The sequence below is a fragment of the Tsukamurella pulmonis genome (assembly GCF_900103175.1).
Classification (GTDB): Bacteria; Actinomycetota; Actinomycetes; order Mycobacteriales; family Mycobacteriaceae; genus Tsukamurella; species Tsukamurella pulmonis.
This window is the reverse complement of sequence record NZ_FNLF01000002.1, coordinates 369,147-392,271: the sequence shown is the minus strand read 5'-3', so window position 1 is coordinate 392,271 and position 23,125 is coordinate 369,147. Positions and strand designations below refer to the sequence as shown.

Genomic DNA, 23,125 nt, shown 5'->3' with positions numbered 1-23,125 from the left:
GGGACCGACGCCACGGCACGCGCGACACCCGCACCCGGTGTGCTACCCATGAACCATGAGGGCGATCGGAGTGGACGAGACCACGCAGAACCTGCAGCTCATCGACCTCCCGATACCCGAGCCCGGTCCCGGGGAGGTGCGGATCGCCGTCGCGGCGACGGCCGTCAATCGCGCCGATCTGATGCAGCGCAGGGGTCTCTACCCACCGCCGCCCGGCGCCAGCCCGATCCTCGGCCTGGAGGTCTCCGGCACCGTCGACGCGGTGGGACCGGACGTGGAGGGCCCGGCGATCGGCGACGAGGTGTGTGCGCTGCTGTCCGGCGGCGGCTACGCGCAGTACGCACTCGCACCCGCCGCGCAGTGCCTGCCCGTCCCCGCCGGCGTCTCCCTCGTCGACGCCGCGGCGCTGCCCGAGGTCGCCTGCACCGTGCACTCCAACCTCGTCACCGAGGCGGGACTACGCGCCGGCGAGACGGTCCTGCTCCACGGCGGCGGCAGCGGAATCGGTACGCACGCCATCCAACTCGCCAAGGCGCTCGGCGCGACCGTCGCCGTCACCGTCGGGTCGGAGTACAAGGCGCAGCGCTGCCGTGAACTGGGCGCCGACATCGTGATCGATTACCACACCGAGGATTTCGCCGAGGTCATGCAGGACCGCGCCGACGTGATCCTCGACATCATGGGCGCCAAGTACCTGCCGCGCAACGTCCGGGCGCTCGCACCGCAGGGACGACTCGTGATCATCGGCCTGCAGGGCGGAGTCGAGGGAACACTGAACATCGCTGCGCTGCTGGCCAAACGGGGCCGAGTCAGCGCCACGAACCTGCGCGGTCGGCCCGCCACCGGACCGCACAGCAAGGCCGAGGTGGTGGCCGCGGTGCGCGCGCAGGTCTGGCCCCTGTTCGCCGACGGTGCGCTGCGCCCCGTCGTCTCCGCGCGGCTCCCCCTCGCCGAGGCCGAGGCCGCCCACGAGCTGGTGAACTCGCCCGAATCCGTCGGAAAGGTCCTGCTGACACCATGATCGACGACCTCGCCACCCGCCTCCTGGAGGCGCAGATCGCGTTCGCGCGCAAGCAACTGCGCGACACCGCCTACCACGCACTCGTCATCGACGAGGTGGACCACGCGCTCGCCGTGGCCTCGGAGCTCACGCTCGCCGAGGCCGTCACGCCCGACATGATCAAGGCCGTCGCCGCGAAGTACGCGGTGCAGGTGCCCGTCGAGGGCGCGATCCCCGAACTCGTCGGCGAGATCGCCGGCCGACTGCACCGGCACCCGGTCAACGAGACCACGCTCCTCGAGGAGGTGATCGATAGCCACAGCTTCGAGAAGCTGCTGATCACCGTCACCGAGATGGACCTCACGCGGCGGGTGCTGCAGGCGGTGTCCGAGAGCCCCGTGACCGAGGACGCGGTCGCCTCGGTCCTGCACGCCGCCGCGACCTCGGCGGCCGATGACGCGACCCGCGCCCTGGCCCGGAACGCGGTGACGCGCACCGTCGCCGGTGCCGCCGCCCGGGCACTGCGCCCCGCGCTCCCCACGCTCGGCCAGCGCGCCGATGCTGCCGCACGACGGGGCGTGCGGTTCGCCCTGCGCCGCGTGGTGGCGGCCGAGGGGGACGAGACCCTCGCCGATGCGATCCGCGACTCCTGGCGCCGGCAGCGCGGCACCGCGGTCGCCGAGTACCGCGGGCTCCTCACCGACGGCGACATCGAGGACGTCGTGGTCCTGATCTTCGAGTTCTGGCGCACCTTCCGCGATACCGACTACTTCCGCGCCCTCCTCGACGAGGGGATCGATCACGTCTTCGACAAGTACGGCGACGCCTCCCTCTACGAACTGCTCGCGGAGCTGGGCGTGGGCCGCGAGGACATGGTCGAGGAGGCGCTGCGCTTCGGCCCGCCGGTGATCGCCACGCTCGACGAGCGCGGCGTCATCGAGGACCTGCTGCGCCGCCGCCTCACCCCGTTCTTCGAATCCGAGGAGTACCGCGCCGCGCTCGGCTGAGCGATCAGACGAACGCCGTCACCAGCACCACGACCGCGAACACCGCGACGATCCCGCCGCCGATCGCGGTGACCATGCGCTGCATGCGCGCGGTGGACCGCGACCGCAGGACGGCGCCGAGCCCGATCAGCACGAGATTCCATCCGAGCGAAGCGATGCCGACCCCGACGGCGAAGACGGTCGCCACCGGGGGACGATGCAGCCCGTCGCCGAGGCCGACGGCGATCGCGCCGAAGTACAGCAGCGGGAACGGATTCACCGCGGTCAGCCCGAAGAACAGCGCGAAACGGGCCCACCCCGAGGCCCCGCCGACGGGTTCGGCACCGTCGGCCTCCGCCGGAGCGGGCCGGAAGGCCTTGCGCACCATGAGCGCCGCCACGACGAGCAGCAGTACGCCGCCCACCGCGGCGGGCCAGCGCCCCCACTGCGAGACGAGCGGCGAGAGCACGGATCCGGCGGCGAGGGCCAGGACCGCGAAGAGGAGATCGGCGGTGCCGACCCCGGCCGCGGCGGGCACCGCGCGGCGCCACCCGCGGGAAGCGCCCTCGTGCAGCAGCATCACGCCGATCGCACCGAGCGGGAGGACCGCGCCGAGGCCCGCGACGATTCCGGCACCGAAAGCGGCGGCGAGCGCCGACGGTCCCACCGCCTAACCCAGGGAGGCGAGGGCGCGGACGAGCTGGTCCACGTCGTACGGAGTCGAATAGGGCGCGAGGCCCACGGTGACCGCGCCCCCGTACTCCGGCACGCCCAGGCCGGCGAAGTAGCGGCTGGGCACGTTGGACAGGGCGCACACTCCGTTGTCGGCGAGCCGCTTGGCCGCCTTCGCGGCGGGCACGCCCGGCATCGTGAACGAGACGGTGGGCACGCGCCGCTCCGCGCGGCCGATGATCGCCACCTGCGGCGCGGAGGCCAGCGAGTTGAGCAAGTAGAACAGCAGTCGCTGCTGGTACTGGCGCAGTCCGAACATGGACTGCTCGAGCCGATCCCGGCGGGTACCGACTGCGGACTCGTCGAGCCCCGCGAGGTGATCGATCGAGGCGATGAGGCCGGCCAGCATCGCGTACTGGTGCTCACCGAGCTCGAATCGCTCCGGTCCCGTCAGCGTGGGGTCCGGGTTGACCCCGCGCAGCCGGCCGAACATCGACGGGTCGCGGAAGATCATGGCGGCGACCTGCGGGCCGCCCCACCGGTTCGCGCTGACGATCAGCACATCGGCACCGAGACGCTCGATGTCGAGCAGCTCGTACGGCGCGGCGCTGGTCGCGTCCACCACGAGCAACGCCCCCACGCGGTGCGCCGCCGCCGCGGCGGCGGCCACGTCGATGACGGTGCCGATCGTGGACGAGGCGTAGGAGACCGCGATGACCGACGTCGCCGGCCCCGAGAGCTCCTGGAACTGCCAAGCCGGCACCTCACCGGTCTCGATGTCCGCCTCGACCCACCGCACGCGGCCCCCGCCGCGATCGGCGACCCGCAGCCACGGCGCCTGATTGGCCTCGTCGTCGAGGCGGGAGAGCACGATCTCCGAGCCGAGCCCGAGGCGCGCGCTCAGCGATTCCGCGAGCGAGTTGAGCAGTTGCTCCCGGCTGGGCCCGAGCACCACTCCCTCGGGCTTGCCGCCCACCAGTTCCGCCACGGCCAGCCGCGCTGCCTGCACGATCGACCGCGTATGTGCGGCTGCAGCATAGACGCCACGGGGGTTGCTCACGAACCCGCGGAAGGCGTTCGCCACGGCCGAGGAGACCGCCCCGGGGATCTGCGCACCGGCCTGCGGATCGAAGTGGATCCACCCGTCCCCCAGGGCAGGGTAAAGCCCCCGGACGCGGGCGACATCGAATGCGGAAACCGCAACCGCAGTCGAAGCCCGGCCGGGTGCACCCTGACCTTCTGAGAACGTGTTCACTGGCTCGCAGATTACACCGCCGCTCGGACGAGTTCCGGGTCGCCCGCGGCGAGCTGCCAGAATGGTGCTATGAGTGATCGCAACGAGGTGGAGATCATCCCCGCGTCCGCCGACCCCGGCGCCGCTGCCGCGTCCGAGGAGACGGACGCCGCCGACGAGCTGCACAGCATGGTCGAGCAGCCCGCCAAGGTGATGCGGATCGGCACCATGATCAAACAGCTCCTCGAGGAGGTGCGGGCCGCGCCGCTCGACGAGGCCAGCCGCGCCCGGCTCAAGGAGATCCACCGCACGTCGATCAAGGAGCTCGAGGACGGGCTCTCCCCCGACCTGCAGGCCGAACTCGAGCGCCTGGCGCTGCCCTTCACCGACGAGTCGACCCCGTCGGACGCCGAGCTGCGGATCGCGCAGGCCCAGCTCGTCGGCTGGCTGGAGGGCCTCTTCCACGGCATTCAGACCGCGTTGTTCGCCCAGCAGATGGCCGCGCGGGCGCAGCTCGAGCAGATGCGGCAGGGAGCCCTGCCTCCGGGGATGACGCCGGGACCGGAGTCGCAGACGGGCCACGGCCAGTACCTGTGACGGTGCGGCGGCCGCGCGCGGGGCGCACCGTCGGGCCGCACCCGCGGCGTGGCCGCTCGACGTGCGCCGGGCGCACCGTCGGGACGGGTACCCTGGCCTACCGTGCCCGTCGATAGCCCCACCGCCTCCCAACCGGCGCCCCTGGTCTCGGACTCGCGGACCTTCCGGCGCGCCATCCGCGACCTGGTCGACGGTGCCACCGTGCACCGCGAGCTGTGGCTGGAGTTGGGCTGGCAGGACATCAAGCAGCGCTACCGCCGGTCGGTGATCGGCCCCTTCTGGATCACCATCGCGACCGGTGTCACCGCCAGCGCGCTCGCGCTGCTGTGGTCGGTGCTGCTCGGCGCCAATGTGAAGGAGCTGCTGCCGCAGCTCACCGTCGGCTTCGTGCTCTGGGCGTTCATCCAGAGCTCGATCGTCGACGGTGCCGAGGTCTTCATCGCCAACGAGGGCCTGATCAAGCAGCTGCCCGCGCCGCTGTCGGTGCACGTCTACCGCCTGGTGTGGCGGCACATGCTCTTCCTGGCCCACAACATGATCATCGTGGTGATCGTGCTGGCGATCTTCCCGCCGAAGCAGTGGTCGTGGACGCAGCTCAGCGTGATCCCGGCCTTCGGCATGCTCGCCGTCACCGGCGTGTGGGTCTCGATGTGCTTCGGCATCCTCGCCACCCGCTACCGCGACATCGCGCCGCTGCTCACAGCCCTCACCCAGCTGCTCTTCTACATCACCCCGGTGGTGTGGACGCTGGAGACGGTGCCCGGCGGCAACAGCGAGCGCGCCCAGCTGGTCAAGCTGAACCCGCTCTACCACTACCTGGAGATGGTGCGCGGGCCGCTCACCGGCAAGCCCTTCGATCCCCAGCACTGGTACGTGGTGATCGGCTGCACCATCGTCGGCCTCGCGCTGACGCTGGTGCTCATGAAGCAGTTCCGTTCCCGAGTCGCGTATTGGGTGTGAGATGAGCGTTTCCATTCGGACGCAGGGCGCCTGTGTCGACTTCCCCGTCTTCGACGCCAAATCCCGCTCGCTCAAACGCGCCGTCATGGGCTCGGCGGGCGGCAAGGTGATGGCCGACGACCACGCCGTGGTCGTCGAGGCGCTGCGCAACATCACCATGAACCTCGACGAGGGCGACCGCGTCGGCCTCGTCGGCCACAACGGCGCCGGCAAGTCGACGCTGCTGCGGCTCCTCGCCGGGATCTACGAGCCGACCCGTGGCACCGCCGTCGTCAAGGGACGCGTCGCCCCGGTCTTCGACCTCGGCGTCGGCATGGACCCCGAGATCTCCGGCATGGAGAACATCATCATCCGCGGCCTGTTCCTGGGGCAGACGCGCAAGTCCATGCAGCGCAAGGCCGACGAGATCGCCGAGTTCACCGAGCTGGGCGACTACCTCGCGATGCCGCTGCGCACCTACTCCACCGGCATGCGCGTGCGCATCGCCCTCGGCGTGGTCACCTCGATCAATCCCGAGATCCTGCTGCTGGACGAGGGCATCGGCGCCGTCGACGCCGAGTTCATGCGCAAGGCCCGCAAGCGCCTGGCCGAGCTGGTCGAACGCTCCGGCATCCTCGTCTTCGCCTCGCACTCCAACGAGTTCCTCGCGCAGCTCTGCGACCGGGCCATGTGGATCGACCACGGCGAGATCCGCCAGGAGGGCGGCATCGAGGAGGTCGTGACCGCGTACGAGGGCGAGGACGCCGGCGCCCAGGTGCGCAAGGTGCTCGACATGCTCGAGGCCGAGAAGAATGAGTGAGACCGTCGTCGCCGTCGTGGTGACCCACGACCGCGCCGAGCTCCTGGCGACGTCGCTCGAGGTGCTCAGCTCGCAGGAGCGCCCCGTCGACCACCTGATCGTCGTGGACAACGCGGCGCAGGAGCAGGTCCGCACGCTCGTCGAGGCGCAGCCCGTCGCCACCACCTACCTGCCCTCGCAGTTCAACCTGGGCGGTGCCGGCGGCTTCGCGCTGGGCATGCTGCACGCGCTCGCCCTCGGCGCCGACTGGATCTGGCTGGCCGACGACGACGGGCGCCCCGAGGGCCCGCGGGTCCTCGCGACGCTGCTCGACGCCGCCGAGCGGCACGGGCTGGCCGAGGTCTCCCCCGTGGTCGCCACCATCGACGATCCCGAGACGCTGGCCTTCCCGCTGCGCCGCGGCCTGGTGTGGCGGCGCAAGCGCTCCGAGCTGATCGATCCGGCGGCACCGTCGGACGACGTGCTGCCGGGGATCGCCTCGCTGTTCAACGGCGCGCTGTTCCGCAAGGACACCGTCGCGGCGGTCGGGGTGCCGGACCTGCGGCTGTTCATCCGCGGCGACGAGGTGGAGATCCACCGCCGGCTGGTGCGCTCCGGCCTGCCCTTCGGCACCTGCCTGACCACTGCCTACCTGCACCCCAACGGCGCCGACGAGTTCCGGCCGATTCTGGGCGGGCGCATGCACACGCAGTACCCGGACAACGAGACCAAGCGCTTCTTCACCTACCGCAACCGCGGCTACCTGCAGTCGCAGCCGGGCATGCGCAAGCTGATCCCGCAGGAGTGGGCGCGGTTCGGCTGGTTCTTCCTGGTGCAGCGACGGGACGTCGCGGGCTTCCGGGAGTGGCTTCGGCTGCGCAAGCTGGGGCGCGACGAGCGGTTCACCCGGCCCTGAGGCCCGCTCGGGCACCGTCGCGGCGGGGCTTATTGAAGCCCTCTCAACAGAGGTTGGGCGATGCCTCTATCATCGTCGTCATGGGAACGAGCCTGGTCTCCGATCTGTTCGCACAGGGCCATGCCCTCACGCGCATGCTGCAGCGACGGGTCGTCGACCCCGCGCGCCCGGACGTGGCGCTGCGCGCCCTCGGCTACAACCGGCAGTACGGCCCGCAGGCCGCGCTGGTGATCAAGGGCGCTGCGGAGAGCCCGGATCGCACCGCCATCGTCGATGAGCGCGGCTCCCTGACCTACGCGCAGTACGAGGCCCAGTCGAACGCGCTGGCCCGCGGGCTGCGCGCGTCCGGCCTCAAGTCCGGCGACGTCATCGCCGTCCTCGCCCGCGATCATCGCGGCCTGCTGCTCATCATCAGCGCGGCGGCCCGCGCCGGCATGCGGCTGGCCATGATGAACACCGGCTTCGCCAAGCCCCAGTTCGCCGAGGTCTGCGAGCGCGAGAAGGTGCAGGCCGTCTTCCACGACAGCGAGTTCACCGACCTGCTGGACGCGCTGCCCGAGGACATGCCGCGCTACCTGACCTGGGTCGACGACGCCGACGACGTGCCCGAGGGCGCCCAGACCATCGACCAGCTCGCGGCCGGCCGCGACGCCAAGCGCGTGCCCCCGCCCGAGAAGCAGGGCGGCTTCATCATCCTGACCTCCGGGACCACCGGCCTGCCCAAGGGCGCCACCCGCAGCAAGGTGCCCTCGCTGGCGACCGCGATGCTCGTCGACCGCATCCCGTTCAAGCGGCGCGGCACCGTCGTCATCGCCTCGCCGATCTTCCACTCCACCGGCTTCGCGATGTGGTCGGCGGGGATGTCGGTGGGCTGTACCACCGTGACCATGCGCCGGTTCGATCCCGAGAACACGCTCAAACTGATCGCCGACAACCGCGCCGACATGCTGGTCGCGGTGCCCACGATGCTCACCCGCATGCTGAGCCTGCCGGCGGAGACCCTCGCGAAGTACGACACCAGCTGCCTCAAGTCCGTCGTGGTGGCCGGGTCCGCCGTCTCCCCCGAGCTGTCCGAGAAGTTCCAGGACGTCTTCGGCGACGTGCTCTACAACGTCTACGGCTCCACCGAGGTCGCCGTCGCCACCGTCGCGACGCCGCGCAACCTGCGCACCGCGCCGGGCACCGTGGGCAAGCCGCCGGTCCTGACGACGGTGCGCCTCTACGACGCCGACGACCAGCTGATCGAGGGCGTCGGCAAGCGCGGCCGCGTCTTCGTCCGCGCCGGCGCACCGTTCGAGGGATACAGCGACGGCCGCACCAAGCAGATCATCGACGGGCACCTCTCGTCGGGCGACATGGGGCACTGGGACGAGCACGGCCTGCTGCACATCGACGGCCGCGACGACGACATGATCGTCTCCGGCGGCGAGAACGTCTACCCGCTCGAGGTGGAGAACCTGCTGGTCACGCGCGACGACGTGGTGGAGGCCGCCGTGATCGGCGTGCCCGACCCGGAGTTCGGCCAGCGGCTGCGCGCGTTCGTGGTCATCGAGGGCGGCGCCCCGGCGGACGACGCCGTCGAGGACCTGACCAAGGACCTCAAGGACTTCGTCCGCGCCAACCTGGCGCGCTTCAAGGTCCCGCGCGACGTGGTCTTCCTCGACCGGCTGCCCCGCAACCCCACCGGCAAGATGGTCAAGCGCGAGCTGCCGAAGGACTGACGACGAACGTCCGGCCGCCGTCTCGACGATCGTCGAGACGGCGGCCGGGCGTTCTCCGCTTCGCGCAGCGACTCGGCGATCAGAAGGCCGGGAACAGCGGGCCGGTCAGGCCCAGCGGCACGGACTGCAGGACGTTGACGACGTAGAACAGGATCAGGGCGCCGCCGATGATGGCGAGGTTCTTGTTGAAGGAGATCTGCTCGGTCTGCTTGACCTGCGGATCGGTCTGCGTCCAGAAGTCGTGCATCATCAGGGTCACCGGCACCAGGAACAGCACCAGCAGCAGCGCGCCGAGGTCGGCCCACACGCCGAAGATCACGGACAGGGCACCGAGCAGCGCGAGCACGCCGCTGGCGAGCACGCCCAGCTTCGCGGCCGGGACCTTCTTGGCGGCGGCGTACTGCGCCATGCCGTCAGCGTTGACGAAGTGGCCCACTGCGGAGAGCAGGAAGACGATGGCGATCAGGATGCGGCCGATCAAAAAGACGACGTCCATGTCGAATGACTCCTCGTTCTGGGGCGGCGCACCGTGCGCCGCGACACGAGAACTATAACCGGACCACGGTCCGTATCATTCCGCACCGGGTGTGCGCTCCGTCACGCCGGTGAGCGGCCCGCCCGCGTCCCCGTCGTCGCCCAGACCACGACCGCGAGCGCGAGCAGCGGCAACCCGATCGCGACGGACGTGCTCAGCGCCGAGCGCAGGTGCAGCGCCTCGACCACCACGGAGTAGACCGCGCCGGCGCCCATCTGCAGGAAGAAGAACAGCCCCGCGCCGACGCCCTGGGCGCGCAGATCGAGTTCCAGCAGGCCCGCCTGCGCGAACGGGATGGCCGCGCCCACGCCGAGGAAGCCGACGGCGAGCGGGAGCACGACGGCGGCGACGGTCGGCACCCCGGCGGCGGCGAGCCCGACGAGCGCGGCGGCACCCAGCGCCGAGCCGATGGTGCACAGCCGCACCGCGGTCCGGGCCGACGAGGCGCGGCGGATCACCACGCTGCCCGCGATGTAGCCGAGCGCGGGCACGATGAGCAGTAGCCCGTACTGGATCTCGGTGACCCCGTGCAGCCCCTGCAGGATGAAGGCGGACTGCTCGATGAACAGGAAGTAGCCCATCCAGGCCAGCGAGATCACGACGGCGTGGCGAGGGAATCCCCGGTGGGAGAGCGCCTCCGCCACCCCGCGCCCGACCGCGCGCGGCGACGGCGCGACCGGCGACGCGGGGGCGGCGGTGGGCACGAGGCGCAGGAAGGCGAGCGCGAGGAGCACCCCGACCGCGGCCAGCGCCAGGAACAGCGCGCGCCACGGCGCGACCTGCACCAGCGCCGATCCCAGGAAGGGCGAGAGCGCGGGCGTCGCGGCGATGACGATCGACAGCGACGTGAGCAGGTGCATCCGCGCGTCCGTGGGATAGCGACGCTGGATCACCAAGCGGCACAGCACCGTCGCCGAGGTCCCGCCCACCGCCTGCACGAACCGTGCGGCGCCGAGCACGGCCACCGTCGGCGCGGCGGCGGCGAGCACGCCGCCCAGGGCGAACACCACCAGCCCCAGCGCCTGCAGCGCCCGCGCGTCGAACCGATCGGCGAGCACGCCGGCGGCGAACATCGAGACCGCGTAGCCCGCCATGTAGCAGGAGAGGGTGAGCTGCACGGCCGAGACCGACGTGTGCAGGTCGATCGCCATCTGCGGAGTCGACGGGTTGAGCAGGCTCAGCCCCAGCTGCGGCGCGGTGACCGCGACCAGCAGCATGAGGGTGCTCCACCGTCCGGGCGCGGCCACGGGCCGACCCTCTCGCGCGACGACCGCGCTCGCCTCCACCACCACCGCTCCCCTCGCTCGAACCGCGCCGATCGCCTCGACGGTCCGAGGATGGAGACGACCACCCTCATCGTATCTACGGCTAACGAATAGTTCGCGCCGACTCCCTCACCAGTAGCTGTGCCGGGTCCGCGGCAGCGGCTGCGGATCGGGCCCCTCGGCGGGCGGCGGCTGCACCAGGTGCACCACCTGGAGGATGTGGAACTGCTCCTGGTGCACCACCGCGAGCCCGCCGTAATCGAGCGAGACCTGCATGTCGGTGCCCATGAACTGGAACGGGCGGAACGTCCACCAGAGGTTGCCGTTCTCCTGCCGGTAGTCCACGTCGGTGCGGTCGGCATCGGCCATCACCCAGGCCGCGGTGCACTCGTCGGCCGCCCAGGAGGCCCACTGGTTGACGCCCTTCTCCTTGTCCCACAGCTTGCCCTCGGTGCGACGGTCACCGTCGTTGCCCATGTCCCGCAGGCCGTCGAACATGCCGGGCAGACCGTCGTGGGCGATCCGCAGCGACGGCCACGCCCAACTCGGCTGCACCTGGAAGAAGACGCAGTCCCCGGGGCGGGCGTGGTCGCGGATGTAGCGCGCCGCGTAGCTGAAATCGCTGCCGCCGGGCTTGGACAGCGGGCTGTGCTGCCACAGGTAGCCGGGGATCGCGGCCACGGTCAGGAGCACCAGCACCGCACCCCCGGCGACCCGCGGCCGCGGCAGGGCGCGTGCCACCGTCGTGACCGCGACGGCCAGCACGAGCACCACCCCCGGCACCGTGAAACTCACGTACCGCCCCACGTACGACGGCACGACCGGCGAGACCAGCAGGATCGCCGCGAGCGGCACCAGGGCGCCGGCCAGGCCGCAGCGCAGCGCGAGCAGCAGGTCCGACGGGACGCCGCGCCGCCACCACAACAGCGCGGCGACGGCGATCACGAGCCAGGCCGCCACGGCGAACGCGACCGAGTGGTCGAACCACTGATCGACCAGCACGTTCTGGAAGATCCGCCATCCGGGCCAGCGCAGCCAGGAGACCTGGCCGCGCTGGGTCGCCGCGAGGATCGCGACCGGGCTCGCGAGCGCGAACGCCGCGACGGACGCCGCGAGGGCGGGCCGCAGGACCGCGCGGGTGCGGGTCCGCGGATTCGACGCGAGGACGGCCACCACCGCGAGCACGAGGGTCGCGGAGTAGAGGAAGAGCACGGTCGCGAGCGCCAGCGCCGCCACGTAGGCGAGCCAGGCCCGCCGGGCGCCGGCCGTCCCGGTCGACGATGCCGCCCGGTGCGCCGCGATCAGGACCAGCGCGGCGGAGGCGATCACCCAGGAGTAGGAGCGGGCCTCCACGCCCGTCCACGTGATCCGCGGCAGGACCAGGGCGATCACGCCGGCCACCAGTGCGAAGGCATCGCCACCGAGCCGGCGGGCCAGGACGTAGCAGGCGGCCGTCGCCGCGCCCACGCCGAGCGCGGAGAACGCGCGCAGGGCGGTCTCGTCGAGGCCGAAGACCAGGGAGAACGTGCGCACGCCCCAGTAGTAGAGGCCGTGCACCGCGTCGATGTTCGTCAGTAGGTGCCACAGCTCGCCCGGCGTGCGGTCGATGGCGGAGGCGGTGGCGAGCTCGTCGAACCAGAACGACGGCCGCCCGCCGTGCCACAGCGAGGCGAGGACGCCGGCGAGCGCGAGGGCCCAGGGGACGATCAGTGCGCGCCGGGGCGGGCGCCCGTCCCGGTCCTGCCGTCGTGGCCCCGACGGAGTTCCCGGGGCCATCACATCAGCTTGAAGATCACCGTGCGCTGGACGATGAAGTTGACGACCGTCGCCGTGCCCTGGGCGATGACGAAGGCGATCGCACGGATGGCGTACTCGCCGACAGTGTCACCCTCGGACGCGGGGAACAGCGCGAGGATGCCCAGGTAGAGGCCCGTCTGCACGCCGTACATGGTCACGTACAGGGCCCAGACGGCGAGGAGTCGCTTGGTACTGGGCTCGGCCTGGAAGGTCCACCGGCGGTTGAGCAGGTAGGCGGTCGTGGTGCCGCAGATGAAGCCGACCGTCTTCGCGATGAAGTCGCTGGTGCCGAAGCCCATCGTCAGGATCAGCGTGATGCCCAGGTCGACGACCGCCGAGAACGCACCGGTCAGCACGAAACGGATCAGCTGCGTCTTGAGATCGAGGTGCTCCCGATCGGCGGCTTCGGAGGTGGTCACGAGGTCTTAGCGTACCGAGAGTTCCTTCGTTACTCGAATACGTCGTCGTCGGCGGCGGCCGCGGCCTCCCTGCGACGCTCGGCCCGTCCCGCCAGGAGGACCGCCCCACCTGCGAGCCCGGCGCCCACGAGCCCACCCACGGCTGCGCCCGCGATCGTGCTCGCATCCCGGTCCACCTGGAGCGCGCACCAGATCGCGAGGTAGGGGATCAGGATCGCCGCCATCACGGCCTTGCGCGTCGGAGTGAGGAAGGCGCGGGTGATGGACGCCAGCGGCACGTCGTGCCTCGTGCAGTAGCGATACGTCGCCAGCTGGGTCGCGAGCAGCAGGAGCAGCACCGCCATCGAGGTGATCCTGGCACCCTCCGCCGCAGCGATCAGCGAGGCGAAGAGAGCCGCCGGCGCGGCCCAGTAGTACCCCACTGCCATTGCCCGGTAGTACTCCTCGCGATTGCGCTCGTCTCCCCAGGCGGGGTCCGACGGGGCGAGGATGAAGTCCTCGATGCGACTCTCAGCCGACATGATCGTCCTCCTTCAAGGGAAACAGGTCCTCCACCGTGGAATCCAGAGCCCGAGCGATCCGCAGCGCCAGGTAGACGCTGGGCGCGTAGTCCCCCTTCTCCACCGAGACCACCGTCTGCCGGCTCACGCCGACCGCGGCGGCCAGTTCGGCCTGGGTGATGCGCTCCGCGCGCCGGCGCACGCGCACCGGATTCTCGTCGTCCACACCATCGAGTCAAGCCGACTTGACATTGAGTGTCAAGCATTCTTGTCACAACCCCTTTCACGGAGTGCAGATATGCCGATTTCGCCACTTTCCTGCCCGATTCCGGGCAGGAAATTGACAGCGCACCGTCGGGGCCGGAAGATCGAACCCGTGCCGGACAGCGATCTCGTGGATCACATCGCGCGGACCACGGGGCTCTCCGCCACCGAGGCCGTGCGCGTGATCGATGACGTCACGGCCTATTACCGGGAGCCGGTCGAGGAGTTCGTCCGCCGCCGCCATCGCGACCTGCAGGGTCGCGGCGCCAAGAACGCGGAGATCTTCGCGACCCTCGCCGACGAGTTGAGCAGCCGGCTCGTCGCCGCCCCCGATCTCACCGAGCGGCAGCTGCGCCGCCTCGTCTACAGCTAGGAGCCGCCTGAGCATGTGCGGAATCGTCGGATACATCGGTGGCCAGACGGCCGTGGACATCCTCGTCGACGGGCTGACCCAGCTCGAGTACCGCGGGTACGACTCGGCGGGCATCGCCGTCCTCGGCCCGTCGGGCGCCAAGCGCGTGCGCAGCCTGGGCCGCGTGCGCGACCTGGAGGCCGCGCTCCCCAAGCGCCTGGCCGGCAAGACCGGCATCGGCCACACCCGGTGGGCCACGCACGGCGCGCCGTCCGAGGCCAACGCGCACCCGCACACGGACGCGACCGAGCGGATCTTCGTGGTGCACAACGGCATCATCGACAACGCCCGCGACCTGCGGGTCGAGCTCGAGGCCCAGGGCGTGGAGCTCACCTCCGACACCGACACCGAGGCCGTGGCCCACCTCATCGCCCGCAGCGAGGCGGAGACCCTCGAGGACGCGGTCCGCGCGACCCTGCACCGGCTCAGCGGCACCTACGCGCTGGCCGTGATCGACACCGCACACCCGGACCGGATCGTGGTGGCCCGCAACGGCTCCCCGCTCATCCTCGGCGTGGGCGACAAGGAGATGTTCGTCGCCTCCGACATCTCCGCCGTGGTCCGGCACACCAGTCAGGTGGTCCACCTCGACGACGGCGAGTGCGCCACCGTCACCGCCTCCGGCTTCCGCATGTTCAGCGCCGACGACGCCCGCGCGGTCGCGAAGTCCGCCACCACGGTGGACATCTCGCCCGACGACCTGGAGCTGGGCAACCACAGCCACTTCATGCTCAAGGAGATCGCCGAGCAGCCGAGCTCGCTCGAGCGCATGCTCTCGGGGCGCCTCGACGAGCGCTTCGCCACCGCCCGCCTCGACGGCCTCAACCTGGACGCACAGGCCATGCGGCGGTTCAAGCGCGTCAAGATCCTCGGCTGCGGCAGCGCCTACTACATGGGTCAGCTGGGTGCCTCGCTCATCGAGGAGCTCGCCCGCATCCCCGCGGACGCCGAGCCCGCCAGCGAGTTCCGCTACCGCAACCCGATCGTGGAGCCGGACACCCTGTACGTGGCGGTGAGCCAGTCCGGCGAGACCGCCGACACCGCGTTCGCCGTGCAGGAGGTCAAGCGCAAGGGCGGCACCATCGTCGGCCTGGTCAACGTGGTCGGCTCGACCATCGCTCGCGAGGTCTCCGGCGGCATCTACCTGCACGCCGGCCCCGAGGTCTCCGTGGCCTCCACCAAGGCCAACACGCACATGGCGGTCGGCTTCGCGCTGCTCGCGCTCGCCCTGGGCCGCGTCCGCGACCTCTCGATCACCGACGGCACGCGGATCGTCAAGGGCCTCAAGGCCCTGCCGGCGCAGATCGGGGAGATCATCAACGAGCCCGGCGATGTCGAGGACGCGGCGAAGCTGCTGGCCGAGGCGCCGAGCCTGTTCTTCATCGGCCGCGTGCGCGGCTACCCGACGGCCCGCGAGGGTGCGCAGAAGTTCAAGGAGATCAGCTACCGGCACGCCGAGGCGTACCAGGCCTCCGAGCTCAAGCACGGCCCGCTCGCGCTGATCAGCCCGGATATGCCGACCGTCGCCATCGTCCCCGACGACGAGCTGCTGGACCGCAACATCGGTGCGCTGCACGAGATCGCGGCGCGCGGCGGCGACATCGTGGCGATCACCAACCCGGGCGTCGAGCTGCCCGAGGCCAAGGTGACGCTCACCGTGCCGAAGAACGAGCCGGAGCTGGACCCGATCCTGCACATGATCCCCACCCAGCTCCTCGCCTACTACGCGGCGCTGAGCCTGGGCCTGAACATCGACCGGCCCCGCAACCTGGCGAAGTCGGTCACCGTCGAGTAGTCAGTCCCGCTTCGGCCCCACCCACACCTGCTGGGCGTTGACGAACTCGTGGATGCCGGCGCGGCCGAGCTCGCGGCCGTAGCCGGAGCGCTTGATGCCGCCGCTGGGCAGCCGCGGGTCGGTCTTGACGATGCCGTTGACGCTGACCTGCCCGGCCTCGAGTTCGCGGGCCATGGCCTCGCCGCGGGCGGTCTCCGTCCACACGCTCGCGGCGAGGCCGTACTGCGTGGCGTTCGCGAGATCGACCGCGTGCTCGGCGTCGACCGCGGTCATCACCGCGGCGACGGGTCCGAAGGTCTCCTCCGCGCACGCCGCCATCCCCGGGCGGACGCCGGTGAGCAGCGTCGGCGGGTAGTAGAACCCGGGGACGTCCGGCACCGAGCCGCCGAGGAGGCAGGTGGCGCCCGCCGTCACGGTCTCGGTCACCTGGCGGTGCAGGGCGTCCCGCAGGTCCGCGCGCGCGATCGGCCCGACCTGGGTGTCGTCGTGCCGCGGATCTCCCATGCGCAGGGCGGCGAGACGCGAGCGGAGGGCCTCGACGAACTCGTCGTGCACGGAGCGCTCCACGATGATCCGCTTGGCGGCGATGCACGACTGCCCGGCGTTGATGATCCGCGACAGCGCGAGGGTCTCGGCGGCGGCCTCGATATCGGCGTCCGCCAACACGATCGACGGGTCCGAGCCGCCCAGCTCCAGCACCGCCGGCTTGATCTCCGACGCCGCGACCGAGGCGACGGCGGCGCCCGCACGATCGGAGCCGGTGAAGGAGACGGCGCGGATCCGGCGGTCGCGGATGACCCCGGCCACGTCGGGCGTGGCCACGGGCAGGGATGCGAACACTCCGTCGGGCGCGCCGACCGCGCGGAAGGCCCCCGCGATCGCGGCCGCGCAGCCTGGCACGTGCGGGTCGTGCTTCATCACCGCGGTGTTGCCCGCCATGAGCGCGGGCGCGCAGAACCGGAATGCCAACCAGAACGGGGCGTTCCACGGCAGGACGCCGAGCACCGGGCCGAGCGGGAGGTACTGCACGTAGCTCGAGGTGGCGTCCGATTCGACGACGTCCGCGGCCAGGTACCGCTCGCCGTGCTCGGCGTAGTGCTCGGCGGCCCACGCCGCCTTGACCACCTCGCCGCGCGCCTCGGTGATGGGCTTGCCCATCTCCTCGGTCATCACGTACGCGTAGTCCTCCACGCCCCGGCGCAGTTCTGCCCCGACCGCGCGCAGCAGCTCCGCCCGCTCGGCGAAGCCGGTGCGCCGCCAGTCGCCGAACGCGGACTCGGCATGGTCCAGGGTGGTCTCGATCTCGACGGGCCCCGCCGCGGGCACCTCGCGGATCGGCTCGCCGGTCGAGGGATCGATCGCGGTCAGCATCGTGGTCATGGCAGTACCTCCGCCTCGGTCGTCGTCTCCTGCAGCGCCGCATCGCCTCCCGTGGGGCCCTCGTGCACGGTGAAGTCCTCGTCCAGCGTGAAGAAGGACTCGCACCCGTCGTCGGTGATGCGGATCGTGTCTGAGATGCCGACGGTCTTGTCGCCGTCGACGCCCCACATCCACGGGATCACGTGGAAGGTCATGCCCGGCTCCAGCGCCGTGAAGTCGCCGGGGTTCAGGCTCAGGATGTAGCCCTCGTCCCACGACGGCGGGAAGGCGATGCCGATCGAGTAACCAGAGCGGGTGACCAGGCGGGCGCCGACGGTGTTGTCGGAGATGATCCGGCGCACCAGCGAGTCGGCGTCGGAGACCGTCATCCCCGGTCGCATCAGCGACTTGAGTTCCGCCAGGGCGAGTTTCATCCGCTCCTGCGCCTCGTACATGGTGGGCGAGAGCTCGCCGTTGACCGCCGTGCGCATGAGCGCCGCGTGGTACCGGCGGTAGCAGCCGCCCACTTCGAGGAAGACGTGCTCGCCCGGCTCGATGGTGCGGCCCTCCCACGTCGCGTGGCCGATCATCGACCGCGGGCCCGACGCCACGTAGGGCATCACGGCGGGGAACTCGCCGCCGGCGCGGAACATCGCCGAACTGATCGCCGCCGCCACGTCGTTCTCCGTGTTGCCGGGGACCGCGGCCTCCAGGCCGGCGGCCATGCCCGCCTCGGCGGCCCGGGCCGCCTTGCGCATCACGGCGATCTCCGCCTCGGACTTGGTCGCCCGGCCGGCCTCGACGATGCCGAAGCAGTCCATCAGCACACCCTGCTGGAACGAGGTGTGCACGCGATCCTGCTGGTACGCGGGGAAGAAGTAGCTGTTGCGCTCGTAGCCCACGCGTTTGGTCCCGAGGCCGCCCTCCTTGAGGGTGAGCACCAGTTCCTGGATGGCGTCGCCGGTGTCGGGATACGGCCGGGTCCGCTCGACCCAGGTCCGCGCGATCACGTTGGACTCCTCCATCGCGCGGGTGATCATCACGGGCTCGTCGTCGAGCGGCACCACCAGCGCCTGGAAGAAGGAGTAGCCGGTGGTCTGGTAATCGGTGAGGTACATCAGGTTCTCGGGGTCGGTGATCACCACCGCATCGAGCCCGCGCTTGTCCATCCGCTCGCGCAGCTCGGTCAGCCGCCGCTCGTACTCCGCGGGCGGGAAGGTCATGTCGTCGCGCTGCTTCATCGCGTCACCCCCGTCACGGCGCGCTCGAGGATGTCCAGGCCCTCGTTCAGGTCTTCGTCCGGGATGGTCAGCGGCGGAATCAACTTCAGCACCCGCCCACCGCTGCCACAGGGGCCGATGAGCAGTCCGGCGTCGAAACACTCCTTCTGCACGGCCTTGGCGAGGGCTCCGTCGCCGGTGTCGAGGGCCTGCATCATGCCCTTGCCCCGCACCTCCCAGTCGCGGTCCGGGTGCGCGGCGGCGATCGCGGCGAGGCGCTCGCGCATCGCCTCGCCCTTCGCGGCGACGGCCGTCATCAACTCGTCGTCGGCGAAGTAGTCCAGGGCGACGGTGCCGGCCACCATCGACAGGCCCTGCCCGCGGAAGGTGCCGGTGTGCGCCCCGGGCGACCAGTGCGCATCGACGGCGGGCTTGTTGAGGTTCATGGCGATCGGTGTCCCGTAGCCGCCGAGGCCCTTGGCGAGGGTGATGACGTCGGGGTCCAGCCCGTATCCGTCGAAGCTGAAATAGCTTCCCGTTCGCCCGCATCCGGCCTGGATGTCGTCGATGATGAACAGTGCCCCGCTCTCGCGGGCCAGATCCTGCACGGCGTGCAGCCAGTCCGCGCTCGCGACGTTGACACCGCCTTCGGCCTGCACGGCCTCCACCAGGAAGGCGGCGGGGGCGGTGTGCCCGCTCGACGGATCCGCCAGCGCCGCGGCGTAGTCCGACAACGCCGTCTTGCCGCCCGGCGCCGTTTCGAAGGGCAGCCGCACCACGTCACGCAGCGGGACGCCCGCCCACTGCCGGAAGGCGTCGTTGGCAGTGGCGGCGAGCGCGCCCAGGGTCATGCCGTGGAAACCGTGGCTGAACGCGACCACCTCGCGGCGGCCGGTGGCCAGGCGCGCCAGCTTGAGCGCGGCCTCCACCGCGTTGGTGCCGGTGGGCCCTGTGAACTGCATGCGGTGGTCCATGCCCCGCGGCGCGAGGATCACGTCGTGGAAGCGGGTGATGAAGTCGCGCTTGGTGGTGGTGTAGGTGTCGAGGCTGTGCGCCACGCCATCGGATTGGAGGAAATCGATCATGGCGCGCTTCATGTTCGGGTTGTTGTGCCCGAAGTTGAGCACGCCCGCGCCGGCGAAGAAGTCGATGTAGCTCTTCCCGGCCTCGTCCACCTGCCGCGCGTTGGAGGCCGACGCGAAGACGGTGGGGAAGTTCCTGCAGTACCCACGGACTTCCGATTCCCAGTTCTCGAACGCTGCTGTGTCCATGCGAATTCCTTTCGTTCCGTGCGACTCTTCGGGTCAGGGCGGCTCCGGCGCCCCCGCGAGACCCACCAGCAGGCGTGCGGCGGGGTCGAGCAGGGCATCGTCGAAGTCGTATTCGGCGCTGTGCAGCGGCGCCGTGGTCCCGGAGCCGAGGAGCGTGAAGGCTCCCGGGATCCGTTGCAGGTAGTAGCTGAAGTCCTCCGAGGCGAGGACGGGGGTCGCGGCGGCGGGCTCGGGCCAGCCTGCGCCGAGCACCGTCGTGAGTCGCTCGCGCAGCTCGGTCGCCGGGCCCGGATGGTTGACGGTGGCGCCGTAGCGCACCGTCGTCTCCACCTCGGCGCGGACCCCGTGCGCGGTGGCGGTGGCCCGGGCGATCTCGTCGATCAGGCGGAAGATCCGCGTACGGGCCTCGTCGTCGGCGGCACGCACGCTCCCGGCCAGGGAGGCGGTGTCGGGGGTGACGGTGGCGGCACTCGCGGCGTGCAGGGAGGTCACGGCGACGACCGCGGCCTGGGCGGGCGAGGTCCGGCGCGCGACGACCTGCTGCAGCGCGACCACCACGGCCGCGGCGGCCAGGACGGGGTCGCGGGTGGCCTCGGGCTGCGACGCGTGCCCGCCGCGGCCGACCAGCTCGACCTCGAAGGTCCCGTTCGCCGACATCACGGGACCGTCGGGGCACAGGGCCCTGCCGAGCGGGAGCCCGGGCCAGTTGTGCCAGCCGAAGACGACGTCGACGCCGTCCAGCGCACCGTCGGCGATCATCCCGCGCGCACCGTGCCCACCCTCCTCGGCGGGCTGGAAGAGCAGGGTCACCGGCCCGGGGAGGGCGCTCTCGTGCGCGTGCAACCAGCGGGCCGCGGCGAGCAGGGCGGCCGTGTGGCCGTCGTGCCCGCAGGCGTGCATGACGCCCTCGATCGTGGAGGCGTACGGCAGGCCCGTGGCCTCGTGGATCGGCATGCCGTCGAGGTCGGCGCGCAGCGCGACGTGCCGGCCCGGCGCCTGCGGAGCGAGGCGGACGACGGTGCCCGTGTCCGCACAGGCCCGCCACGCGAGGCCGATCGCATCGAGTTCGGCGCGCACGGCCGCGGCGGTGGTGTGCTCCGCCCAGGCGAGTTCGGGGCGGCGATGGAGTTCACGTCGGAGTTCGGTTGCCCGGGCTACGTTCTCGACCCAAGAATCGTTCACAAGGACCTCCTCGGATCGGGTATCCGTCTCGGTCCTTTTCAACCTACCGCGAACCGTCCGAAGGTGTGCGGCCATCATCCGATCGGCGGATGTGCGCGCGCAAAACACTCCCTAGCGTGAATCCTCGTGGGGCATGGGATGCATGCGGTCGATGCGCGGATGCGGGCGGTACTTCCGTCCGAGCTGTACCGCGTTCTGCGCCTGCGCCTGATCGAGCGGCGGACCGTCGAGGACACGGCGCGCCTGCTGCGGATCACGCCCCAGGCGGTGCGGGTGCGGCAGCACCGCGCGCTGGAACGGATCCGCGGCGCGCACGAGGTCTTCGCGCTCAGAGACTCCGGGCGATCAGCTCTTTCATGATCTCGTTGGTGCCGCCGTAGATCTTCTGCACCCGCGCGCCCGCGTAGAGCTGGGCGATCGGGTACTCCATCATGTAGCCGTAGCCGCCGAAGAGCTGCAGCACGCTGTCGACGACGCGGCACTGCATGTCCGTGGCCCAGAGCTTGGCCATCGACGCGGTGGCGGCGTCCAGCGTCCCGTCGATCGCCCGGCCGATGCAGTGATCGATGAGGGTGCGGCCCGCGAAGACCTCGGTCTTGGCGTCGGCGAGCACGAACTTCGTGTTCTGGAAGTCCGCGATCGGCCGGCCGAAGGCCTTGCGCTCCTTGGTGTACGCGATGGCCTCGAGCACGGCCTTCTCGGCCGCGTCGACGCCGCCGATGGCGATGCTCAGGCGCTCGCGGGGCAGCTGCCGCATCAACTGGACGAAGCCCTGGCCCTCGACCCCGCCCAGCAGGTTGTCCACTGGCACGCGCATGTCCGTGAACGCGAGCTCGCGCGTGTCCTGGCCGTGCTGCCCGATCTTCTTGAGCACGCGCCCGCGCTCGAATCCCGCGAGGCCCGCGGTCTCCGCGACGATGAGCGAGATGCCCTTCGCTCCCTGGGCCGGATCGGTCTTGGCGACGATGATGAGCAGATCGCAGTGGCTGCCGTTGGAGATGAAGGTCTTGCTGCCGTTGATCACGTACTCGTCGCCCTCGCGGACGGCGGTGGTGCGCACCGCCTGCAGGTCCGAGCCCGTGCCGGGCTCGGTCATCGCGATCGCGAGGACCGCCTCGCCGGACGCGGCCTGCGGCAGCCAGCGCGCCTTCTGCTCCTCGGTTCCGCATTCGGCGATGTAGTGCGCGCAGATCGTCGAGTGCACGCCGTAGCCGAAGGCACCGTCGCCGGAGAGGACGAGCTCCTCCAGAACGACGGTGTCGTGCCCGAAGTCGCCGCCGGCACCGCCGAGGGACTCGGGCAGCTCGGTGCACAACAGCCCCGCGGCGCCCGCCTTGTTCCAGAACTCGCGGTCCACCTGGTGCTGCTCGGCCCACCGCTCCTGGTTCGGGGTGGCTTCGCGGCGGAAGAACTCTGCGGCGTGCCGGCGCAGCTCCGTGTGCTCCGGGGTCTCCCAAGCGGGGCGGTAGTCGGGGAACAGTGCGGTCATGGGCGGTCTTCTCTCTCGTCGGCAAGCAGGCTATACGTTCGTATAGTCCACTATGCGCATGTACAGCGCAAGGGTCGAGCGACTAGGCTTTCCCAGGTGGAGGGCACACCCGCGGCCGAGGTCGCCGCGACCGACGAGGATCTGACCGCCAAGGCGCGGATCCGCAACGCCGCGCTGGAACTGTTCGCCGCCCAGGGCACGAGCGCGGTCTCGCTGCGCGCCGTCGCGGCGCGGGCCGGGGTCACCGTCGGACTGGTGCAGCACCACTTCACGACGAAGGACGGGCTGCGCAGCGCCGTCGAGGAGCAGATCGTCGAGTTCCACGCCCGGGCGATCGCCGGGGTGCCCGACGAGGGGCCGCCCGCCGAGGTGGCGGCGGCCCGCGACGCCGCGGTGCGGGCGATGCTCGCCCGCCGCCCTGCGGTCGTGGACTACCTGCGCCGCTCGTTCCTCGAGCCGAGCGGATCGCAGCTGCTCATCCGCCTCACCGAGCTGGGCCGCAGCGAGGTCGTGCGCCTGCGCGCCGCCCATCTGGCCTCCACCGACCGCAGCGAATCGGACCAGGTGATCGGCCTGATGGTGCGGCAGCTGGGCACCCTGTTCCTGCAACCGTTGGTGGACGCGATGTGGGAGCACCTGCGCACGCCGGAGGCACCGTCGCAGGCGAAACCGGTGCTGTCGGTGAGCACCGAGCCCGGGCCCCCGGACCGCCCGGGGGTGTGACCAAGACGAGGTCACAGCCGCCGCAACCTC

Annotated in this window: 24 protein-coding genes; 11 read left to right on the top strand and 13 right to left on the bottom strand. The window is 71.1% G+C overall.

The window, feature by feature from the left end:
- The first annotated feature begins 55 nt into the window (after positions 1–55).
- Both BLQ62_RS02185 and BLQ62_RS02180 read left to right on the top strand, forming a co-directional pair.
- On the top strand, positions 56–1,021 hold the full coding sequence (locus BLQ62_RS02185) for an NAD(P)H-quinone oxidoreductase (protein WP_068565022.1): 966 nt from the start codon (positions 56–58) through the stop codon (positions 1,019–1,021).
- Positions 1,018–2,007, top strand: a complete 990-nt coding sequence (locus BLQ62_RS02180) for a hypothetical protein (RefSeq protein WP_068565023.1) — start codon at positions 1,018–1,020, stop codon at positions 2,005–2,007. The genes BLQ62_RS02185 and BLQ62_RS02180 overlap by 4 nt, the downstream gene beginning before the upstream one ends.
- A gap of 4 nt (positions 2,008–2,011) precedes the next feature.
- On the opposite strand, the gene BLQ62_RS02175 is transcribed toward BLQ62_RS02180, so the two are convergent.
- Together BLQ62_RS02175 and BLQ62_RS02170 are read right to left on the bottom strand one after the other, a co-directional pair.
- Positions 2,012–2,653, bottom strand: coding sequence for a LysE family transporter (locus tag BLQ62_RS02175; protein ID WP_068565025.1), 642 nt, complete (start codon positions 2,651–2,653; stop codon positions 2,012–2,014).
- 3 nt (positions 2,654–2,656) lie between these two features.
- On the bottom strand, positions 2,657–3,913 hold the full coding sequence (locus tag BLQ62_RS02170; RefSeq protein WP_082756343.1) for a cysteine desulfurase-like protein: 1,257 nt from the start codon (positions 3,911–3,913) through the stop codon (positions 2,657–2,659).
- A 69-nt stretch (positions 3,914–3,982) separates the two neighbouring features.
- Here BLQ62_RS02170 and BLQ62_RS02165 point away from each other — a divergent pair, with 69 nt between their 5' ends.
- The 5 genes from BLQ62_RS02165 to BLQ62_RS02145 all read left to right on the top strand — a co-directional run bounded on the left by BLQ62_RS02165 (position 3,983) and on the right by BLQ62_RS02145 (position 8,864).
- Positions 3,983–4,489, top strand: a complete 507-nt coding sequence (locus BLQ62_RS02165) for a bacterial proteasome activator family protein (RefSeq protein WP_068537131.1) — start codon at positions 3,983–3,985, stop codon at positions 4,487–4,489.
- A gap of 102 nt (positions 4,490–4,591) precedes the next feature.
- Positions 4,592–5,449, top strand: a complete 858-nt coding sequence (gene wzm, locus BLQ62_RS02160; protein WP_068565027.1) for a galactan export ABC transporter permease subunit Wzm/RfbD — start codon at positions 4,592–4,594, stop codon at positions 5,447–5,449.
- Between the two features lies 1 nt (position 5,450).
- On the top strand, positions 5,451–6,248 hold the full coding sequence (gene wzt, locus BLQ62_RS02155) for a galactan export ABC transporter ATP-binding subunit Wzt/RfbE (protein ID WP_068537136.1): 798 nt from the start codon (positions 5,451–5,453) through the stop codon (positions 6,246–6,248).
- Positions 6,241–7,143: a galactofuranosyltransferase GlfT1 gene (gene glfT1 / locus BLQ62_RS02150; protein WP_068565029.1), complete on the top strand. Its 903-nt coding sequence runs from the start codon at positions 6,241–6,243 to the stop codon at positions 7,141–7,143. The genes wzt and glfT1 overlap by 8 nt, the downstream gene beginning before the upstream one ends.
- Positions 7,144–7,223: 80 nt before the next feature.
- A complete protein-coding gene (locus BLQ62_RS02145) occupies positions 7,224–8,864 on the top strand; it encodes an acyl-CoA synthetase (protein ID WP_068537140.1) in 1,641 nt (546 codons plus the stop codon).
- Between the two features lie 79 nt (positions 8,865–8,943).
- Here the strand turns inward: BLQ62_RS02145 and BLQ62_RS02140 are convergent, their stop codons facing one another.
- The 6 genes from BLQ62_RS02140 to BLQ62_RS02115 form a co-directional block, all read right to left on the bottom strand.
- On the bottom strand, positions 8,944–9,360 hold the full coding sequence (locus BLQ62_RS02140) for a DoxX family membrane protein (protein ID WP_068565031.1): 417 nt from the start codon (positions 9,358–9,360) through the stop codon (positions 8,944–8,946).
- 101 nt (positions 9,361–9,461) lie between these two features.
- A complete protein-coding gene (locus BLQ62_RS02135; RefSeq protein ID WP_139184140.1) occupies positions 9,462–10,646 on the bottom strand; it encodes an MFS transporter in 1,185 nt (394 codons plus the stop codon).
- 147 nt (positions 10,647–10,793) lie between these two features.
- Complete coding sequence (locus BLQ62_RS02130; RefSeq protein ID WP_068565035.1) at positions 10,794–12,440, bottom strand: glycosyltransferase family 39 protein; 1,647 nt, start codon at positions 12,438–12,440, stop codon at positions 10,794–10,796.
- The gene (locus BLQ62_RS02125) at positions 12,440–12,880 is read right to left on the bottom strand and encodes a GtrA family protein (protein ID WP_068537148.1); all 441 of its coding nucleotides are present in this window, start codon (positions 12,878–12,880) and stop codon (positions 12,440–12,442) included. The genes BLQ62_RS02130 and BLQ62_RS02125 overlap by 1 nt, the downstream gene beginning before the upstream one ends.
- Positions 12,881–12,909: 29 nt before the next feature.
- Complete coding sequence (locus tag BLQ62_RS02120; RefSeq protein ID WP_068565037.1) at positions 12,910–13,401, bottom strand: hypothetical protein; 492 nt, start codon at positions 13,399–13,401, stop codon at positions 12,910–12,912.
- Entirely contained in the window at positions 13,391–13,606 is a 216-nt protein-coding gene (locus BLQ62_RS02115; RefSeq protein ID WP_068537152.1) for a helix-turn-helix transcriptional regulator, read from the bottom strand. Before BLQ62_RS02115 ends, BLQ62_RS02120 begins: the two co-directional genes overlap by 11 nt.
- Before the next feature lie 150 nt (positions 13,607–13,756).
- Between BLQ62_RS02115 and BLQ62_RS02110 the strand changes: the two genes are divergently transcribed.
- On the top strand, positions 13,757–14,017 hold the full coding sequence (locus BLQ62_RS02110; RefSeq protein ID WP_068537154.1) for a hypothetical protein: 261 nt from the start codon (positions 13,757–13,759) through the stop codon (positions 14,015–14,017).
- A 13-nt stretch (positions 14,018–14,030) separates the two neighbouring features.
- On the top strand, positions 14,031–15,851 hold the full coding sequence (gene glmS, locus BLQ62_RS02105; protein WP_068565039.1) for a glutamine--fructose-6-phosphate transaminase (isomerizing): 1,821 nt from the start codon (positions 14,031–14,033) through the stop codon (positions 15,849–15,851).
- Here glmS and BLQ62_RS02100 read toward each other — a convergent pair whose 3' ends face one another.
- From BLQ62_RS02100 to doeB2, 4 genes are read right to left on the bottom strand one after another with little or no spacing between them, the layout of a single operon-like run.
- Positions 15,852–17,231, bottom strand: coding sequence for an NAD-dependent succinate-semialdehyde dehydrogenase (locus tag BLQ62_RS02100; RefSeq protein WP_082756345.1), 1,380 nt, complete (start codon positions 17,229–17,231; stop codon positions 15,852–15,854). It lies immediately after the preceding gene.
- Positions 17,228–18,451: an ectoine hydrolase gene (doeA, locus tag BLQ62_RS02095; RefSeq protein ID WP_068565041.1), complete on the bottom strand. Its 1,224-nt coding sequence runs from the start codon at positions 18,449–18,451 to the stop codon at positions 17,228–17,230. Before doeA ends, BLQ62_RS02100 begins: the two co-directional genes overlap by 4 nt.
- On the bottom strand, positions 18,448–19,701 hold the full coding sequence (locus BLQ62_RS02090; protein ID WP_068565043.1) for an aspartate aminotransferase family protein: 1,254 nt from the start codon (positions 19,699–19,701) through the stop codon (positions 18,448–18,450). The genes doeA and BLQ62_RS02090 overlap by 4 nt, the downstream gene beginning before the upstream one ends.
- 33 nt (positions 19,702–19,734) lie before the next feature.
- Positions 19,735–20,883: a N(2)-acetyl-L-2,4-diaminobutanoate deacetylase DoeB2 gene (gene doeB2, locus BLQ62_RS02085; RefSeq protein ID WP_068565046.1), complete on the bottom strand. Its 1,149-nt coding sequence runs from the start codon at positions 20,881–20,883 to the stop codon at positions 19,735–19,737.
- Positions 20,884–21,009: 126 nt separating this feature from the next.
- Between doeB2 and BLQ62_RS02080 the strand changes: the two genes are divergently transcribed.
- A complete protein-coding gene (locus tag BLQ62_RS02080) occupies positions 21,010–21,243 on the top strand; it encodes a sigma factor-like helix-turn-helix DNA-binding protein (RefSeq protein ID WP_139184139.1) in 234 nt (77 codons plus the stop codon).
- On the opposite strand, the gene BLQ62_RS02075 is transcribed toward BLQ62_RS02080, so the two are convergent.
- The gene (locus BLQ62_RS02075; protein WP_068537166.1) at positions 21,212–22,372 is read right to left on the bottom strand and encodes an acyl-CoA dehydrogenase family protein; all 1,161 of its coding nucleotides are present in this window, start codon (positions 22,370–22,372) and stop codon (positions 21,212–21,214) included. The genes BLQ62_RS02080 and BLQ62_RS02075 overlap by 32 nt on opposite strands.
- 96 nt (positions 22,373–22,468) lie before the next feature.
- Here BLQ62_RS02075 and BLQ62_RS02070 point away from each other — a divergent pair, with 96 nt between their 5' ends.
- Positions 22,469–23,095: a TetR/AcrR family transcriptional regulator gene (locus tag BLQ62_RS02070; RefSeq protein WP_068565048.1), complete on the top strand. Its 627-nt coding sequence runs from the start codon at positions 22,469–22,471 to the stop codon at positions 23,093–23,095.
- Positions 23,096–23,125 lie beyond the last annotated feature (30 nt).

Excerpts from the sequence above, each read along its gene's own strand:
- BLQ62_RS02185 (WP_068565022.1), top strand. The coding sequence starts at position 56 with ATGAGGGCGATCGGAGTGGACGAGACCACGCAGAACCTGCAGCTCATC.
- BLQ62_RS02180 (WP_068565023.1), top strand. The coding sequence starts at position 1,018 with ATGATCGACGACCTCGCCACCCGCCTCCTGGAGGCGCAGATCGCGTTC.
- BLQ62_RS02165 (WP_068537131.1), top strand. The coding sequence starts at position 3,983 with ATGAGTGATCGCAACGAGGTGGAGATCATCCCCGCGTCCGCCGACCCC.
- wzt (WP_068537136.1), top strand. The coding sequence starts at position 5,451 with ATGAGCGTTTCCATTCGGACGCAGGGCGCCTGTGTCGACTTCCCCGTC.
- glfT1 (WP_068565029.1), top strand. The coding sequence starts at position 6,241 with ATGAGTGAGACCGTCGTCGCCGTCGTGGTGACCCACGACCGCGCCGAG.
- BLQ62_RS02145 (WP_068537140.1), top strand. The coding sequence starts at position 7,224 with ATGGGAACGAGCCTGGTCTCCGATCTGTTCGCACAGGGCCATGCCCTC.
- BLQ62_RS02140 (WP_068565031.1), bottom strand. The coding sequence starts at position 9,360 with ATGGACGTCGTCTTTTTGATCGGCCGCATCCTGATCGCCATCGTCTTC.
- BLQ62_RS02130 (WP_068565035.1), bottom strand. The coding sequence starts at position 12,440 with ATGGCCCCGGGAACTCCGTCGGGGCCACGACGGCAGGACCGGGACGGG.
- BLQ62_RS02120 (WP_068565037.1), bottom strand. The coding sequence starts at position 13,401 with ATGTCGGCTGAGAGTCGCATCGAGGACTTCATCCTCGCCCCGTCGGAC.
- glmS (WP_068565039.1), top strand. The coding sequence starts at position 14,031 with ATGTGCGGAATCGTCGGATACATCGGTGGCCAGACGGCCGTGGACATC.
- BLQ62_RS02100 (WP_082756345.1), bottom strand. The coding sequence starts at position 17,231 with ATGACCACGATGCTGACCGCGATCGATCCCTCGACCGGCGAGCCGATC.
- doeA (WP_068565041.1), bottom strand. The coding sequence starts at position 18,451 with ATGAAGCAGCGCGACGACATGACCTTCCCGCCCGCGGAGTACGAGCGG.
- BLQ62_RS02090 (WP_068565043.1), bottom strand. The coding sequence starts at position 19,701 with ATGGACACAGCAGCGTTCGAGAACTGGGAATCGGAAGTCCGTGGGTAC.
- BLQ62_RS02075 (WP_068537166.1), bottom strand. The coding sequence starts at position 22,372 with ATGACCGCACTGTTCCCCGACTACCGCCCCGCTTGGGAGACCCCGGAG.